Source organism: Micromonospora sp. NPDC005707, assembly GCF_040631005.1.
Lineage (GTDB): Bacteria > Actinomycetota > Actinomycetes > Mycobacteriales > Micromonosporaceae > Micromonospora.
Window position 1 is genome coordinate 25,305 of record NZ_JBEXYR010000004.1, and the last position, 15,804, is coordinate 41,108.

Here is a 15,804-nt window from a genome sequence, read left to right on the forward strand (position 1 = left end):
GTCAGATGGGCATCGAGGAGAAGCTCCCGGCCGGCGTCCTGCTCACCTCCGTGGAGAAGCTGGTCAACTGGTCGCGGAAGTCGTCCGTCTGGGGCGCCACCTTCGGCCTGGCCTGCTGTGCCATCGAGATGATGGCCGCCGGTGGTCCGCACTACGACATGGGCCGCTGGGGCATGGAGGTCTTCCGGGCCTCGCCGCGGCAGGCGGACCTCATGATCGTGGCCGGCCGGGTGAGCCAGAAGATGGCCCCGGTGCTGCGCCAGATCTACGACCAGATGGCCGAGCCCCGCTGGGTCATCTCGATGGGTGTCTGCGCCAGCAGCGGCGGCATGTTCAACAACTACGCCATCGTGCAGGGCGTCGACCACATCGTGCCGGTCGACATGTACCTCCCGGGCTGCCCGCCCCGGCCGGAGATGCTCATCGACGCGGTGCTCAAGCTCCGCGAGAAGATCATGTACGAGCCGCTGGGTGCGAACGGCCGCAAGATGCTGGAGGCCCGCAAGGAGCGCGGTGACATGCCCGTCGTGCCCTACGGCTCGATGCCGTCGTCGTACCGCAACGACAAGGCCCGGCGCGCCGAGTGGACCCAGGCGGTCCGCGAGGGGCGCGAGGAGCAGCTGCGGATCGAGAACTGGATGAAGGCGCAGAACCACCTCCAGCCGCAGGGGGGCCCGAAGTGACCGCACCGAACGACAAGAACAACGACGGCGGGGTCCCGGTGCCGACCACCCCCGTCGGGGCCAGCAGCACCGCCCCGGCGGAGTACCCGCCGGCCAGCCCGGCCGGGCGCGGCATGTTCGGCAACCAGGGCACCGGCGACGTCTCCGGCTTCGGCGGCCTGGTCCGCCAGCGCAAGCCCATCGAGGAGGCGGCCCGGCCGTACGGGGGCTACTTCGACGAGGTGCGCGACGCGCTGGAGGAGGCGTACCCCGAGTTCGGCGACGCGATCGAGAAGGTCGTGGTCGACCGGGGCGAGCTGACCCTGCACGTCCGCCCGGAGCGGATCGCCGAGGTCTGCCAGGTGATGCGCGACGACCTGGCGCTCCGCTTCGAACTCTGCTCCTCGGTGTCCGGTGTGGACTACCTGGGCACGGACGGGCGCCGGCTGCACGTGGTCTACCAGCTCACCTCGATGACCTACCGGCGGCGGGTCCGGCTGGAGGCCGCGGTCTCCGTCGAGGACCCGCACCTGCCGAGCGTCACCGCCGTCTACCCGACCGCCGACTGGCAGGAGCGGGAGACGTACGACATGTTCGGCATCGTCTTCGACGGACACCCCGCCCTGACCCGGATCCTCATGCCGGACGACTGGGAGGGGCACCCGCAGCGCAAGGACTACCCGCTGGGCGGCGTCCCGGTGGAGTACAAGGGCGCGGAGATCCCCCCGCCGGACCGGAGGAGGTCCTACCAGTGACGACGTCGAACTACGCGACCGAGCGCGAGACCACCGAGGGCAAGGTCTTCACCGTCACCGGTGGGGACTGGGACCAGGTCGTCTCCGGCACCGACCCGATCAACGACGAGCGGATCGTCGTCAACATGGGTCCGCAGCACCCGTCCACGCACGGCGTGCTCCGGCTGATCCTGGAGCTGGAGGGCGAGACGGTCCGCGAGGCCCGCTCGGTCATCGGCTACCTGCACACCGGCATCGAGAAGAACCTCGAATACCGGAACTGGGTCCAGGGCTCGACCTTCGTGACGCGGATGGACTACCTCTCCCCGCTGTTCAACGAGACGGCGTACGCGCTCGCGGTGGAGAAGCTGCTCGGCATCACCGACGACATCACCGAGCGGGCCACCACCATCCGGGTGCTCATGATGGAGCTCAACCGGATCTCGTCGCACCTGGTCTGGCTGGCCACCACCGGCATGGAGCTCGGTGCGATCAACATGATGTTGTACGGCTTCCGCGAGCGGGAGTACATCCTCGACATCTTCGAGACCATCACCGGCCTGCGCATGAACCACGCGTACGTGCGGCCGGGCGGCGTGGCCCAGGACGTGCCGGACGAGGCGATCGTCAAGATCCGCGACTTCCTGAAGCTGATGCCGAAGAAGCTCAAGGAGTACGAGGACCTCCTCTCCGGGCAGCCGATCTGGATCGAGCGCACCAAGAACGTGGCCGTGCTCGACGTGACCGGCTGCCTCGCGCTCGGCGTCACCGGCCCGGTGCTCCGCTCCGCCGGCCTTGCCTGGGACCTGCGCAAGACCATGCCGTACTGCGGCTACGAGACGTACGAGTTCGACGTACCGACCCACACCGACGGTGACGTCTGGGGCCGCTACCTGGTCCGGCTCGCCGAGATCCGCGAGTCGCTGAAGCTCGTCGAGCAGGCCCTCGACCGGCTCAAGCCGGGGCCCGTGATGGTCGCCGACCGCAAGATCGCCTGGCCGGCGCAGCTGGCCATCGGCGTCGACGGCATGGGCAACTCGCTGGAGCACGTCGCCAAGATCATGGGTCAGTCGATGGAGTCGCTGATCCACCACTTCAAGCTCGTCACCGAGGGCTTCCGGGTCCCGCCGGGCCAGGTGTACGTCGGCATCGAGTCGCCCCGCGGTGAGCTGGGCGTGCACGCGGTGTCCGACGGCGGCACCCGGCCCTACCGGGTGCACTACCGGGAGCCGAGCTTCGTGAACCTCCAGGCCCTCCCGGCGATGGCCGAGGGCGGCCTGATCGCCGACGTGATCGCCGGTGGCGCCTCGCTGGACCCCGTGATGGGTGGTTGTGACCGATGACGACTTTCACTGAAGAGACCCGGGAGCGGGCGCGCGAGATCATCGCCCGCTACCCGGCGGACCGGTCCCGCTCGGCGCTGCTGCCGCTGCTGCACCTGGTCCAGTCCGAGGAGGGTTACGTCTCCCCGGCCGGGGTCGAGTTCTGCGCCGAGGTGCTCGGCCTGAACAAGGCCCAGGTCGGCGCGGTCGCCACCTTCTACACGATGTACAAGCGCAAGCCGACCGGTGACTACCTGGTCAGCGTCTGCACGAACACGATGTGCAACGTGCTCGGCGGCCAGGAGGTCTACGACACCCTCGCCGAGCACCTGGGCGTCGGGCACGACGAGACCACCGCCGACGGCAGGATCACGCTGGAGCACGCCGAGTGCCTGGCGGCGTGCGACTACGGCCCGGTCATGACGGTCAACTACGACTTCTTCGACAACGTCGACCCGCAGGGCGCGCTCGGCGTGGTGGAGGAGCTGCGGGCCGGCGGCCGGCCCATGCCGACCCGGGGCGCCCGGCTCTGCACCCTCAAGGAGATGGCCGTCCAGCTCGCCGGTTTCGCCGACGAGCGGGACGGCGCGGTGGGCGACGGCGGGCCGGGCGAGCCGACCCTGCGCGGCCTGCGCCTGGCCGAGCAGCACGGCATCTCGGTGCCGGGCTTCGACCCGAACACCCCGATCCGCAGCAAGGCCGAGGCCGACAAGGCCGCCGCCGAGGCGAAGGCCCGGGCCGAGGCCGCGAAGCCGGCCCCGGCGGCCGAGCCGGCGAAGCCCGCGGCGGCGACCGGCAGCACCGCACCGGACGTGAAGGCGCCGGACGACAAGTCGCCGCAGGTGCGTACGGCCGAGACCCGGCAGCCCGACGCGCGCACCGCCGTGCCGGACGCCCCGGGCACCAAGGTCCCGACGGACGGTACGCCGCCGGCGCCGCGCGACGCGCAGGCGGCGGAGTCCGCCGGTGCGGCCGCGAACCCGCCGGCCGGTGACGGCAAGCCCGCCGGCGACGAGGCCGGGGCGCAGCAGCGCAACCTCAAGGAAGCGGAGGCCGGGGCGGGCGCCAACGGCGCGGGCCCGGCGGTCGCGAGCGAAACGGGGGTCCAGAAGTGACCGCTCCTCGGCCGGAGACGCTGGCCAAGCTGACGCCGGTGCTCACCAAGCGCTGGCTGTCGCCGGACGCCTGGCGGCTCGGCACCTACGAGAAGCTGGACGGTTACGCCGCCCTGCGCAAGGCGCTCAAGGCGCACCCGGACGACCTGATCCAGCTCATCAAGGACTCCGGGCTGCGCGGTCGCGGCGGCGCGGGCTTCCCGACCGGTCTCAAGTGGGGATTCATCCCGCAGGGCGACGGCAAGCCGCACTACCTCGTGGTGAACGCCGACGAGGGCGAGCCGGGCACCTGCAAGGACCTGCCGCTGATGACCCACGACCCGCACTCGCTGGTCGAGGGCGTCATCATCGCCTCGTACGCGATCCGCGCCAACCGGGCTTACATCTACATCCGGGGTGAGGCCGTGCACGCCGCCCGCCGGCTGCGCAACGCCGTGCAGGAGGCGTACGCCAAGGGCTACCTCGGCCGGAACATCCAGGGCAGCGGCTTCGACCTCGACCTGGTGGTGCACTCCGGCGCCGGGGCGTACATCTGCGGCGAGGAGACCGCGCTGCTGGACTCGCTGGAGGGTTTCCGGGGCCAGCCCCGGCTGCGCCCGCCGTTCCCGGCGACCCACGGCCTGTACGCCAGCCCGACCGTGGTGAACAACGTCGGCACCATCGCCAGCGTGCCGTACATCGTGCTGGGCGGCGCCGACTGGTGGAAGACCATGGGCACGGAGAAGTCGTCCGGCCCGATGATCTACTCACTCTCCGGCCGGATCGCCAACCCGGGCCAGTTCGAGTGCTCGATGGGCATCACGCTGCGCGAGCTGATCGAGCTGGCCGGCGGCATGCAGCCCGGGCACAACCTGAAGTTCTGGACCCCGGGCGGCTCGTCGACGCCGCTGCTCACCGCCGAGCACCTGGACGTGCCGCTGGACTTCGAGGGGGTGGCGGCGGCCGGCTCGATCCTGGGCACCACGGCCACGCAGATCTTCTCCGACCAGGACTGCCCGGTGTACGCGACCTACCGGTGGCTGGAGTTCTACCACCACGAGTCGTGCGGCAAGTGCACCCCGTGCCGCGAGGGCAACTACTGGATGGTCCGGGTCTACCGGCGGATCCTCGCCGGGCAGGGCACCCACGAGGACCTGGACACCCTGCTCGACACCTGCGACAACATCCTCGGCCGCTCGTTCTGCGGTCTGGGTGACGGTGCGACCAGTTCGGTGACCTCGTCGCTGAAGTACTTCAAGCAGGACTACCTCGACTACATCGAGGGACGTACCGCGCCGAAGCTCTCCGAGAAGCAGCTGGTGGGAGCCCACTGATGACCGACGTAGCCAAGCAGACCGAGACCGTCACCCTGACCATCGACGGCGTCCAGGTCACCGCGCCCAAGGGGGCGCTGCTGATCCGGGTCGCCGAGCAGTTGGGCACCGAGATCCCGCGGTTCTGCGACCACCCGCTGCTGGCCCCGGCCGGCGCCTGCCGGCAGTGCCTGGTGGAAGTGGAGGGCCAGCGCAAGCCGGTCGCCTCCTGCACCCAGACCGTGGCCGACGGCATGGTGGTCCGGACCCAGCTCACCTCGCCGGTCGCCAAGAAGGCCCAGGAGGGGGTGATGGAGCTGCTGCTCCTCAACCACCCCCTGGACTGCCCGATGTGCGACAAGGGCGGCGAGTGCCCGCTGCAGAACCAGGCCATGTCCACCGGCCGCACGGACTCCCGGTTCCACGAGCACAAGCGGGAGTACCCGAAGCCGCTGCCGATCAGCACCCAGGTGCTGCTCGACCGCGAGCGCTGCGTGCTGTGCCAGCGCTGCACCCGGTTCTCCGAGGAGATCGCCGGCGACAAGTTCATCGACCTGATGGGCCGGTCGTCCGCCGAGGAGATCAACATCTACCGGGACGACGCCTACGGCGAGGAGGGCGACGAAGGCGACGTCCCCTTCAACTCCTACTTCTCCGGCAACACCGTGCAGATCTGCCCGGTGGGTGCGCTGACCGGAGCGCAGTACCGGTTCCGGGCCCGCCCGTTCGACCTGGTCTCCACGCCCAGCGCCTGCGAGCACTGCGCGGCCGGCTGCGCCCAGCGCACCGACTGGCGGCGCGGCAAGGTGCAGCGCCGGCTGGCCGGCGACGACCCGGCCGTGAACGAGGAGTGGAACTGCGACAAGGGCCGCTGGGGCTTCCAGTACGCCCGCGCGTTCGACCGGCTCACCACCCCGCTGGTGCGGGACGGGAAGACCGGGGAGCTGCGTGAGGCGTCCTGGAGCGAGGCGCTGACCCGCGCCGCCGAGGGGCTGCGCGCCGCCCGGGACGGCGGGCAGGGCACGGCGGTGCTGACCGGCGGCCGGCTCACCGTGGAGGACGCCTACGCGTACGCGAAGTTCGCCCGGGTCGCGCTGCACACCAACGACATCGACTTCCGGGCCCGCCCGGTCTCCCGCGAGGAGGCCGACTTCCTGGCCAGCAGCGTCGCCGGGGTCACCGACGTGACCTACGCGGACGTGGAGAACGCGCCCGCCGTGGTGCTGGTCGGCCTGGAGCCGGAGGAGGAGTGCCCGATCCTCTTCCTGCGGCTGCGCAAGGCGTACCTGAAGAAGAAGCTCACCGTGTACGCGCTCGCGCCGTTCGCGACCCGCGGCCTGGAGAAGCTCGGGGCCAAGCTGGCCCGGGTGGTGCCGGGCGAGGAGGCCAGCGTGCTGGCCGAGCACGCCACGGTGGCCGAGGCCCTGAGCCAGCCGGGCGCCGTCCTGATCGTCGGCGAGCGGCTGGGCGCGGTGCCCGGCGGCCTCTCCGCCGCGGCGGACGTGGCCCGGCGCACCGGGGCCAAGCTGGCCTGGGTGCCGCGGCGCGCGGGTGACCGCGGCGCGGTCGACGCGGGCTGTCTGCCCAACCTGCTCCCCGGTGGCCGCGTGGTCACCGAGCCGGCCGCCCGCGCTGAGCTGGGCGAGGCGTGGGACATCCCGGCCGGGGTGATCCCGAGCCAGGCCGGCCGCGACACCGACGGCATCCTCACGGCCACGGCCAACGGTCAGGTCGGCGCCCTCGTGGTGGCCGGCGTCGACCCGGCCGACCTGGCCGACCCGCGCCTGGCCGAGCAGGCCCTGGACGCGGTGCCGTTCCTGGTCAGCCTGGAGTTGCGGATGAGCGCCGTGTCCCGCCGGGCCGACGTGGTCCTCCCGGTCGCCCCGGTGGTCGAGAAGGCCGGCAGCTTCCTGGACTGGGAGGGCCGGCTGCGCACCTTCGAGCGGGTGCTGGACACCGGCGCGATGACCGACGGCCGGGTGCTCGACGCGATCGCCGCGCAGCTGGACGTGCGGCTCGGCACCGGCGACGTGCAGAGCGTCCGCCGGGAGCTGGGCGGGCTGCCGTCGACCCGGGTGGACCGGCCGTCCGCCCCGTCGGTCGAGCCGACCGCCGTGCCGCAGCCCGGCGCCGGCGAGGCCGTCCTGGCGACCTGGCACCAGCTCCTCGACCTGGGCAGCCTCACCGACGGCGACGAGCACCTCGCCGGCACCGCCCGCCCGCCGGTGGTCCGGCTGGGCAAGGGCACCGCCGAAGCGCTCGGCGTCGCGGACGGCGACCCGGTGACCGTCGGCACCGACCGCGGCGCGGTCACCCTGCCGACCGCGATCACCGAGATGCCGGACGGCGTCGTCTGGCTGCCGACCAACTCACCCGGCTCGACGGTCCGGCGCAGCCTCGGCGCGACGTCCGGCGAGGTCGTGAAGGTCTCCGCCGCGGCGGTCGCCGCCGACGCGGCCGGCCGGCCGGGTCCGCTCCTCAACACCGGGAGTGTCCAGTGAACCTCTACCTCGCGGCGCAGGACCCGACGCTGGCGGACTTCGGCAAGGACCCGTGGTGGCTGGTCCTCATCAAGATCGTCTTTGCGTTCGTCTTCGGCCTGCTGGCCACCCTGCTCGGCGTCTGGTTCGAGCGTCGGGTGGTCGGCCGCATGGCCGTCCGGCCCGGCCCGAACCAGGTCGGACCGTTCGGTCTGCTGCAGACCCTCGCGGACGGCCTGAAGATGGCGTTCAAGGAGGACATCCTCCCGCGCGCCGCCGACAAGGTGGTCTTCTTCTTCGCGCCGACCGTCTCGGTGATCTGCGCGGTCACCGCGTTGTCGGTGGTGCCGTTCGGCCCGAAGGTGAGCATCTTCGGCCACTGGACGCCGCTGCAGGTCACCGACGTGTCGGTGGCGGTGCTGGTGATCCTGGCCTGCTCCTCGATGGGCATCTACGGCATCGTGCTCGGCGGCTGGGCCTCCGGCTCGACGTATCCGCTGCTCGGCGGTCTGCGGTCCAGCGCCCAGATGATCTCGTACGAGGTCGCCATGGGCCTGAGCATCGTGGCGGTGTTCATGACCGCCGGCACGATGTCGACCAGCGGGATCGTCGCCGCGCAGGGGGACGCCACCCAGCTCACCATCGCCGGCCAGCAGATCCCGGCCCCGGGCTGGTACGCGATCCTGCTGCTGCCCAGCTTCGTCATCTTCTTCATCGCCATGGTCGGCGAGACCAACCGGGCGCCGTTCGACCTGCCCGAGGCGGAGTCGGAGCTGGTCGCGGGCTTCATGACCGAGTACAGCTCGCTCAAGTTCGCGCTCTTCATGCTCTCCGAGTACGTCTCGATGGTGACCATGTCCGCGGTCACCACCACGCTGTTCCTCGGCGGCTGGCGGGCCCCCTGGCCGATCACCCTCTGGGCGGGCGCCAACTCGGGTTGGTGGCCGATGCTCTGGTTCTTCGGCAAGGTCATCGCCCTGGTCTTCGTCTTCGTCTGGCTGCGGGGCACCCTGCCCCGGCTCCGCTACGACCAGTTCATGCGCTTCGGCTGGAAGGTCCTGCTGCCGATCAACCTGGTCTGGATCCTGGTGCTGAGCGGCCTCCGCTCGATCGAGGACTGGCAGACCACGGACCGGCTGGTCGCCACCGGCATCGGCGCGGGCGTGCTCCTGCTGGCCACGCTCTTCTGGCCGAGCCGGAAGAAGGCGCCGAAGCCGCCACTGCAGGAGCAGGTGAACAGCCGTCCACACGGCAGCTTCCCGCTGCCGCCGATGGATCTTCAGGTTCCGCCGAGCCCGCGTACCAAGCGCGTGGTCGCCGAGCGGGAGCCGGCCAACGTCGTCGCCGGCTCGGAGTCAGGGGAGGTGTGACGTGGGCGCGATCACCGGAACGTTCAAGGGCTTCGGGGTCACCTTCTCGCACATGTTCAAGAAGGTCGTCACCACCGACTACCCGTTCAAGCCGCCGGTCTCGGCGCCGCGCTACCACGGGCGGCACATCCTCAACCGGCACCCGGACGGGCTGGAGAAGTGCATCGGCTGCGAGCTGTGCGCGTGGGCCTGCCCGGCGGACGCGATCTACGTTGAGGGTGGCGACAACACCGAGGAGCAGCGCTTCTCCCCGGGTGAGCGGTACGCCAGCGTCTACCAGATCAACTACGCCCGGTGCATCTTCTGCGGGCTCTGCATCGAGGCCTGCCCGACCCGCTCGCTCACCATGAGCAACGAGTACGAGCTGGCCCGGGACAACCGGCAGGACCTGATCTTCACGAAGGAGCAGCTGCTCGCGCCGCTGCTGCCGGGCATGGAGCAGCCGCCGCACCCGATGCGGCTGGGCGACAGCGAGAAGGACTACTACGTCGGCGGGCTGACCAACCCGGGCACCTCGGCCGGCGCCGAGCACTCGCCGATGGGCCCGGGCCGGTACCAGGTGGAGGAGCACCCCGGTGTGACCTTCCCCGGCGCCGAGCAGGCCGCGCAGCGGGCCGAGGCGGGCAAGGGAGCAGGGGCATGACCACGCAGACGGTGCTCGCCGCGGCGGGCCAGGTGTCCGGGGGTGAGCAGGTCACCTTCTGGATCCTCGCCCCGCTGGCCCTGATCGGGGCCATCGGCATGGTCTGGGCGCGCAACGCCGTGCACTCGGCCCTCTGGCTGGTGCTGACCATGCTCTGCCTGGGCGTGTTCTACGTTCTGCAGGCCGGGCCGTTCATCGGCATGGTGCAGATCATCGTCTACACCGGCGCGATCATGATGCTGTTCCTGTTCGTGCTGATGCTGGTGGGCCGGGACGCCTCCGACTCGCTCATCGAGACGCTGCGCGGCCAGCGCGTCGCCGCGGTCGTGCTCGGGCTCGGCTTCGCCGGCCTGGTCGGCTCCGGGCTCTACCGGGCGCTGGAGGGCGTGCAGGCCGTCGGCCTGGACCGGGCGAACGCCGAGGGCAACGTGCAGGGCATCGCCCGGCTGCTCTTCACCAAGTACGTCTTCGCCTTCGAGCTGACCTCCGCGCTGCTCATCACGGCCGCGGTGGGCGCGATGGTGCTGGCGCACGTGGAGCGGCGCAAGGAGGACCGGATGGACCAGGTCGCCACCATGAAGGCGCGGTTCCGCCCCGGCAACTACCCCGGCCCGAAGCCCGGCCCGGGTGTCTTCGCCACGTCGTCCTCGGTGGCCACCCCGGCCCGCCTGCCCGACGGCCGGCTGACCGACCGCAGCATCCCGGAGATCATGCCGGTGCGGGAGCTCACCGCCGAGGAGACCTCGTTGAAGGGGACGGAGAAGTGACCCCGGACTACTACCTGATTCTCGCGGCGGTGCTGTTCACCATCGGCGCCGTCGGCGTCCTGATCCGGCGCAACGCGATCGTGCTGTTCATGTGCGTCGAGCTGATGCTCAACGCGGCCAACCTGACGCTGGTCACGTTCAGCCGCATCAACGGCGACCTGAACGGCCAGATCATGGCGTTCTTCGTGATGGTGGTGGCCGCGGCCGAGGTCGTGGTCGGGCTCGCCATCATCATGTCGATCTTCCGGACCCGGCGCTCGGCGAGCGTCGACGACGCCAACCTGCTGAAGTACTGAGGGGCTCGTGGTGGAAGAGATTCTGACGTACGCCCAGGCCGAACCGGCCGGAACCGTCGCCTTCGCGACGGCAGATGGGCTTCTAAGCAGTGTCTGGCTGCTGGTGGCCATCCCGCTGGTGAGCGCGGCGATCCTGCTGCTGCTCGGCAAGCGGGCGGACCGCTGGGGTCACTGGCTGGGCGTGGCGGCCATCGGCGCCGCGTTCGTGCTCGGCCTGACCTACTTCTTCCAGCTCCGTGGCCTGGAGAACAAGCAGGTCGAGCAGAGCCTCTGGCAGTTCATCACGGTCGGCGACCTCAAGGTGGACTTCGGTCTGCTCTTCGACCCGCTGGCCGCGGTCTTCGTACTGCTGATCACCGGGGTGGGTTTCCTCATCCACCTCTACGCGGTCGAGTACATGGCGCACGACGAGGGCCGGCGACGGTTCTTCGGGTACTTCAACCTGTTCGTCGCCGCGATGCTGCTGCTGGTGCTCGGCAACAACTACGTGATGCTCTACTTCGGCTGGGAGGGCGTCGGTCTGGCGTCGTACCTGCTGATCTCCTTCTGGTACGGCCGGCCGAGCGCGGCCACCGCCGGCAAGAAGGCGTTCCTCATGAACCGGGTCGGCGACGCCGGCCTGGCCATCGGCATCTTCGTCATGTTCGCCATGCTCGGCACCACCCAGTACGACGAGGTCTTCAACGGCGTCGGCGCGCTGAGCGGCACCACCGTGCTGGTGCTCGGCCTGCTGCTCCTGCTCGGCGCGACGGGCAAGTCCGGCCAGTTCCCGCTCCAGGCGTGGCTGCCGGACGCCATGGAGGGCCCGACCCCGGTCTCCGCGCTCATCCACGCGGCGACCATGGTCACCGCGGGCGTCTACCTGATCGCCCGCTCCAACCCGATCTTCTCGGCCGACCACACCCTCCAGCTCGTGGTGGTCAGCGTCGGCGCGGTCACCCTGCTGATGGGCTGCATCATCGGCGCCGCCAAGGACGACATCAAGCGGGTCCTGGCCTGGTCCACGGTGAGCCAGATCGGCTACATGTTCCTCGGCGTCGGCCTGGGCGGCGCGGCGTACGCGCTGGCCATCGTGCACCTGCTGGCGCACGGCTTCTTCAAGGCCAACATGTTCCTCGGCGCCGGCTCCGTCATGCACGGCATGAACGACCAGGTGGACATCCGGCGCTTCGGCAACCTGTCGAAGTACATGAAGGTCACCTGGCTGACCTTCATGATGGGCTGGCTGGCCATCATCGGCATGTTCCCGTTCTCCGGCTTCTTCTCCAAGGAGCCGATCATCGTGGCCGCGTTCGAGCGGGAGGGCTGGACGGCCTGGCTCTTCGGCCTGGCCGCGCTGCTCGGCGCCGGGCTCACCGCGTTCTACATGACCCGGCTGTTCGTGCTCACCTTCCACGGCCCGAAGCGGTGGACCGAGGACATCGAGCACCCGCACGAGTCGCCGAAGCTGATGACCATCCCGCTGATCCTGCTGGCGATCGGCTCGGTCGGGGCGGGCTTCCTGCTCGCCACGTCGGTGCCCGACTGGCTGGAGGCGACCGCGGGCCTGGGCGGCCAGGAGGAGGGCCACGCGGCCGTCCTCGCGCACTGGCTGATCACCACGCTCTCCCTGCTGGTGACCGTGCTCGGCGCCGGGCTGGCCTGGTTCCTGTTCCGCAACGGCACGGCCACCGAGCCGCAGCCGGCCGGCGTGCTGGTCACCGCCGCCCGCAAGAACCTCTACACGGACACCGTCAACGAGGCGGTCTTCGAGAAGCCGGGCATCTTCCTCACCCGGGCGCTGGTCTTCCTCGACAACCGGGGCATCGACGGGCTGGTCAACGGCCTCGCCGCCGCGGTGGGCGGTGGCTCGGGCCGGCTCCGGCGGCTGCAGACCGGTTTCGTGCGGTCGTACGCGACCTCGATCCTGACCGGCGCGCTGCTCGTGGTGGCGGCCTTCCTGGCGGTGCAGGCGGGGTGGCTGGCGTGATCGACCTCAACGCGGCCGCCCCCGCCGGCGGGCCACGCAGTCACGACGGAGGTAAGGCCGAATAATGTCCAACTTCCCGTTCCTCTCGGTGCTGACCGTGGCACCGCTGGTCGGCGCCCTGATCGTGGCCCTGCTGCCGCGGCGCAACCCGGACCTGGCCAAGCTGGTGGCGTTCGGCTGGTCGCTGCTGGTGCTGGTGCTGTCGGTGGTCATGTGGATCGCCTTCCAGGCCGACGGTGACCGGTTCCAGTTCCGCGAGTCGTACGCGTGGATCCCGAACTGGGGCGTCAACTTCACCTTCGAGGTGGACGGCATCGCGCTGGTCATGCTGATGCTCATCGCGATCCTGGTGCCGCTGGTTATCCTGGCGTCGTGGCACGACGCCGAGTCGTCCCGGCGCTCGGTGCCGGTCTACTTCGCGCTGCTGCTCGTCCTCGAGTGCACGATGATCGGCGTCTTCGCCGCCGCCGACGTCTTCCTGTTCTACGTGTTCTTCGAGGTCATGCTGGTGCCGATGTACTTCCTCATCGGCAGCTACGGCGGCCACCAGCGGCAGTACGCGGCGGTCAAGTTCTTCCTCTACTCCCTGGTCGGCGGCCTGTTCATGCTGGCCGCGGTGATCGGCCTCTGGGTGGTCGGCGGGAAGACCTTCGACTGGCAGGCGCTCAGCCAGGCCGAGTTCGCCACCGATACGGCCCGCTGGCTGTTCCTCGGCTTCTTCATCGCGTTCGCGATCAAGGCGCCGTTCTTCCCGTTCCACACCTGGCTGCCGGACGCCGGTGGCGCGGCCCCGGCCGGCGCGGCCGCACTGCTCGTCGGCGTGCTGGACAAGGTCGGCACCTTCGGGATCCTGCGGTACTGCCTGCCGCTCTTCCCCGAGGCGTCGAGGTGGTTCGCCCCGTGGGCGCTGGCGCTCGGCGTGATCGGCATCATCTACGCCGCGCTGCTGGCCGTCGGGCAGAACGACCTCAAGCGGCTGGTGTCGTACACCTCGATCGCGCACTTCGGGTTCATCGGGGTCGGCATCTTCGCCTTCACCACCCAGGCCGGCACCGGCGCGGTGCTCTACATGCTCAACCACGGCCTGGCCACCGGCCTGCTCTTCCTCGTGGTCGGCATGCTGATCGCCCGCCGGGGCTCGGCCCTGATCAGCGACTTCGGCGGCGCGGGCAAGCTCGTCCCGGTGCTCGCCGGGGTGTTCTTCTTCGCCGGTCTCGCCTCGCTGGCGCTGCCCGGCACGGCGCCGTTCGTCTCCGAGTTCCTGGTGCTGATCGGCACGTTCACCACGAACAAGCCGGTCGCGGTGATCGCCACGCTCGGCATCATCCTGGCCGCGGCCTACGTGCTGTGGATGATCCAGCGCACCACCCAGGGCACCCTCAACCCGGCCCTCACCGAGGTCGACGGCATGCGCCGGGACCTCAGCCTGCGCGAGAAGGTCGTGGTCGCCCCGCTGATCGCGCTGATCGTGCTGCTCGGCTTCTATCCCAAGCCGGTCACCGATGTCATCAACCCGGCCGTCCAGGCGACCATGCAGGACGTCGGCAAGACCGATCCCGCCCCTGAGATCGGCAGCGTCCAGGAGGCTGCGAAGTGAGTGAACTGAAGCTGCCGTCGATCGACTACGCGGCGCTCGCGCCCATCCTCATCATGCTGGGCGCCGCCCTGGTCGGCGTCCTGGTCGAGGCGTTCGTGCCGCGCCGCCTGCGCAACGCGGTGCAGCTCACGCTCGCCCTGCTGGCGGTGCTCGCCGCCCTGACCATGGTGATCCTGAATGCCGACGACCGGCTGATCACCGCCGGCCAGGCCATCGCCGTGGACGGGCCGACGCTCTTCCTTCAGGGCGCCATCCTGATCCTGGCCGCCATGGCGCTGCTGCTCGTCGGCGAGCGCACGGTGGAGCGCGGCGGGGCCTTTGTGGCCCAGGCCGCGGTCACCGCCGAGTCCGAGGACGACCGGCGGCAGGCCGACGGGATGGGTGGCGCCACCGAGGTGTACCCGCTGGTCACCTTCGCGATCGGCGGCATGCTGATCTTCGTGGCGGCGAACGACCTGCTGACCATGTTCATCGCGCTCGAGGTCTTCTCGCTGCCGCTCTACCTGCTCTGCGCGCTGGCCCGCCGCCGGCGGCTGCTCAGCCAGGAGGCCGCGCTGAAGTACTTCATGCTCGGCGCGTACGCCTCGGCGTTCTTCCTCTTCGGTGTGGCCCTGATCTACGGCTTCACCGCCGGGATCCCGAACCGTGGTGCCGGCGTCGACTTCGCCACCGTGCACGCCGCGGTGGGCGAGTCCTCGTCCAGCCCGGTGCTGCTCTTCGCCGGCATGGCGCTGCTCGCCATCGGCCTGCTCTTCAAGGCCGCGGCCGCCCCCTTCCACGTCTGGACGCCGGACGTCTACCAGGGCGCCCCGACCCCGGTGACCGGCTTCATGGCCGCCTGCACCAAGGTCGCCGCGTTCGGTGCCCTGCTGCGGGTCTTCCACGTCGCCTTCGCCGGCGCCGCCTGGGACTTCACCCCGGTGCTCGGCGCGGTGGCCGTGCTGACCATGCTGGTCGGCGCGGTGCTGGCGGTCACCCAGACGGACATCAAGCGGCTGCTGGCGTACTCGTCGATCGCGAACGCCGGCTACCTGCTGGTGGGCGTGCTGGCGCCCAGCAAGGACGGGCTCTCCGGCACGATGTTCTACCTGGTCGCGTACGGCTTCTCGGTGCTCGCCGCGTTCGCCGTCGTGACCCTGGTCCGGGACGCCGACGGGGAGGCCACCCACCTGTCCCGCTGGGCCGGGCTGGGTCGCCGGTCGCCGTTCTTCGCGGCCATCTTCACGTTCATCCTGCTGGCCTTCGCCGGTATCCCGCTCACCAGCGGGTTCACCAGCAAGTTCGCCGTCTTCGCCCCGGCGCTGGACGCGAACCAGGCCTGGCTGGTGATCGCCGGCGTGCTGACCAGCATGGTGCTGGCCTTCCCGTACCTGCGGGTCGTGGTGATGATGTGGCTCTCCGAGCCGGGCGAGGCCACCCCGACGGTCACCGTGCCGGGCGCGCTCACCTCGGCCGCCCTGGTCATCGGCGTGCTCGCCACGCTGGTCCTGGGTGTGGCCCCGGCACCCCTGCTCGACCTGGCCAACGGTGCCGCCGAATTCGTGCGATGACCCAGGT

13 protein-coding genes are annotated in these 15,804 nt (G+C 70.5%); all 13 read left to right on the forward strand.

What is annotated here, in order from left to right; all coding sequences use genetic code 11:
* The first annotated feature begins 5 nt into the window (after nt 1-5).
* Entirely contained in the window at nt 6-683 is a 678-nt protein-coding gene (locus ABZ452_RS07910; protein ID WP_357940148.1) for an NADH-quinone oxidoreductase subunit B family protein, read from the forward strand.
* Nucleotides 680-1,417, forward strand: a complete 738-nt coding sequence (locus tag ABZ452_RS07915; RefSeq protein ID WP_357940150.1) for an NADH-quinone oxidoreductase subunit C — start codon at nt 680-682, stop codon at nt 1,415-1,417. Before ABZ452_RS07910 ends, ABZ452_RS07915 begins: the two co-directional genes overlap by 4 nt.
* Nucleotides 1,414-2,739 (forward strand): NADH-quinone oxidoreductase subunit D, encoded by a 1,326-nt coding sequence (locus ABZ452_RS07920; protein WP_357940152.1) that lies wholly within the window; start codon nt 1,414-1,416, stop codon nt 2,737-2,739. Before ABZ452_RS07915 ends, ABZ452_RS07920 begins: the two co-directional genes overlap by 4 nt.
* Entirely contained in the window at nt 2,736-3,833 is a 1,098-nt protein-coding gene (gene nuoE, locus ABZ452_RS07925) for an NADH-quinone oxidoreductase subunit NuoE (protein WP_357940154.1), read from the forward strand. Before ABZ452_RS07920 ends, nuoE begins: the two co-directional genes overlap by 4 nt.
* Nucleotides 3,830-5,146 carry an NADH-quinone oxidoreductase subunit NuoF gene (nuoF, locus tag ABZ452_RS07930; protein WP_357940156.1) on the forward strand — a complete coding sequence of 439 codons (1,317 nt, stop codon included), beginning with the start codon at nt 3,830-3,832 and terminating at the stop codon, nt 5,144-5,146. The genes nuoE and nuoF overlap by 4 nt, the downstream gene beginning before the upstream one ends.
* Nucleotides 5,146-7,626, forward strand: a complete 2,481-nt coding sequence (locus tag ABZ452_RS07935) for an NADH-quinone oxidoreductase subunit G (protein WP_357940158.1) — start codon at nt 5,146-5,148, stop codon at nt 7,624-7,626. The genes nuoF and ABZ452_RS07935 overlap by 1 nt, the downstream gene beginning before the upstream one ends.
* Entirely contained in the window at nt 7,623-8,975 is a 1,353-nt protein-coding gene (gene nuoH, locus ABZ452_RS07940) for an NADH-quinone oxidoreductase subunit NuoH (protein ID WP_357940160.1), read from the forward strand. The genes ABZ452_RS07935 and nuoH overlap by 4 nt, the downstream gene beginning before the upstream one ends.
* Nucleotide 8,976: 1 nt before the next feature.
* On the forward strand, nt 8,977-9,618 hold the full coding sequence (nuoI, locus tag ABZ452_RS07945; protein WP_091261226.1) for an NADH-quinone oxidoreductase subunit NuoI: 642 nt from the start codon (nt 8,977-8,979) through the stop codon (nt 9,616-9,618).
* Nucleotides 9,615-10,385 (forward strand): NADH-quinone oxidoreductase subunit J, encoded by a 771-nt coding sequence (locus ABZ452_RS07950; RefSeq protein WP_357940162.1) that lies wholly within the window; start codon nt 9,615-9,617, stop codon nt 10,383-10,385. Before nuoI ends, ABZ452_RS07950 begins: the two co-directional genes overlap by 4 nt.
* Nucleotides 10,382-10,681 carry an NADH-quinone oxidoreductase subunit NuoK gene (gene nuoK / locus ABZ452_RS07955; protein WP_073834091.1) on the forward strand — a complete coding sequence of 100 codons (300 nt, stop codon included), beginning with the start codon at nt 10,382-10,384 and terminating at the stop codon, nt 10,679-10,681. Before ABZ452_RS07950 ends, nuoK begins: the two co-directional genes overlap by 4 nt.
* Nucleotides 10,682-10,688: 7 nt before the next feature.
* On the forward strand, nt 10,689-12,650 hold the full coding sequence (gene nuoL, locus ABZ452_RS07960; protein WP_357940164.1) for an NADH-quinone oxidoreductase subunit L: 1,962 nt from the start codon (nt 10,689-10,691) through the stop codon (nt 12,648-12,650).
* Between the two features lie 64 nt (nt 12,651-12,714).
* Entirely contained in the window at nt 12,715-14,247 is a 1,533-nt protein-coding gene (locus ABZ452_RS07965; protein ID WP_357940166.1) for an NADH-quinone oxidoreductase subunit M, read from the forward strand.
* The gene (nuoN, locus tag ABZ452_RS07970; protein WP_357940168.1) at nt 14,244-15,797 is read left to right on the forward strand and encodes an NADH-quinone oxidoreductase subunit NuoN; all 1,554 of its coding nucleotides are present in this window, start codon (nt 14,244-14,246) and stop codon (nt 15,795-15,797) included. The genes ABZ452_RS07965 and nuoN overlap by 4 nt, the downstream gene beginning before the upstream one ends.
* Nucleotides 15,798-15,804 lie beyond the last annotated feature (7 nt).

What these genes read in the sequence shown, in the direction of transcription:
- ABZ452_RS07910 (WP_357940148.1), top strand. Translation starts at nt 6, where the DNA reads ATGGGCATCGAGGAGAAGCTCCCGGCCGGCGTCCTGCTCACCTCCGTG.
- nuoE (WP_357940154.1), top strand. Translation starts at nt 2,736, where the DNA reads ATGACGACTTTCACTGAAGAGACCCGGGAGCGGGCGCGCGAGATCATC.
- ABZ452_RS07935 (WP_357940158.1), top strand. Translation starts at nt 5,146, where the DNA reads ATGACCGACGTAGCCAAGCAGACCGAGACCGTCACCCTGACCATCGAC.
- ABZ452_RS07950 (WP_357940162.1), top strand. Translation starts at nt 9,615, where the DNA reads ATGACCACGCAGACGGTGCTCGCCGCGGCGGGCCAGGTGTCCGGGGGT.
- ABZ452_RS07965 (WP_357940166.1), top strand. Translation starts at nt 12,715, where the DNA reads ATGTCCAACTTCCCGTTCCTCTCGGTGCTGACCGTGGCACCGCTGGTC.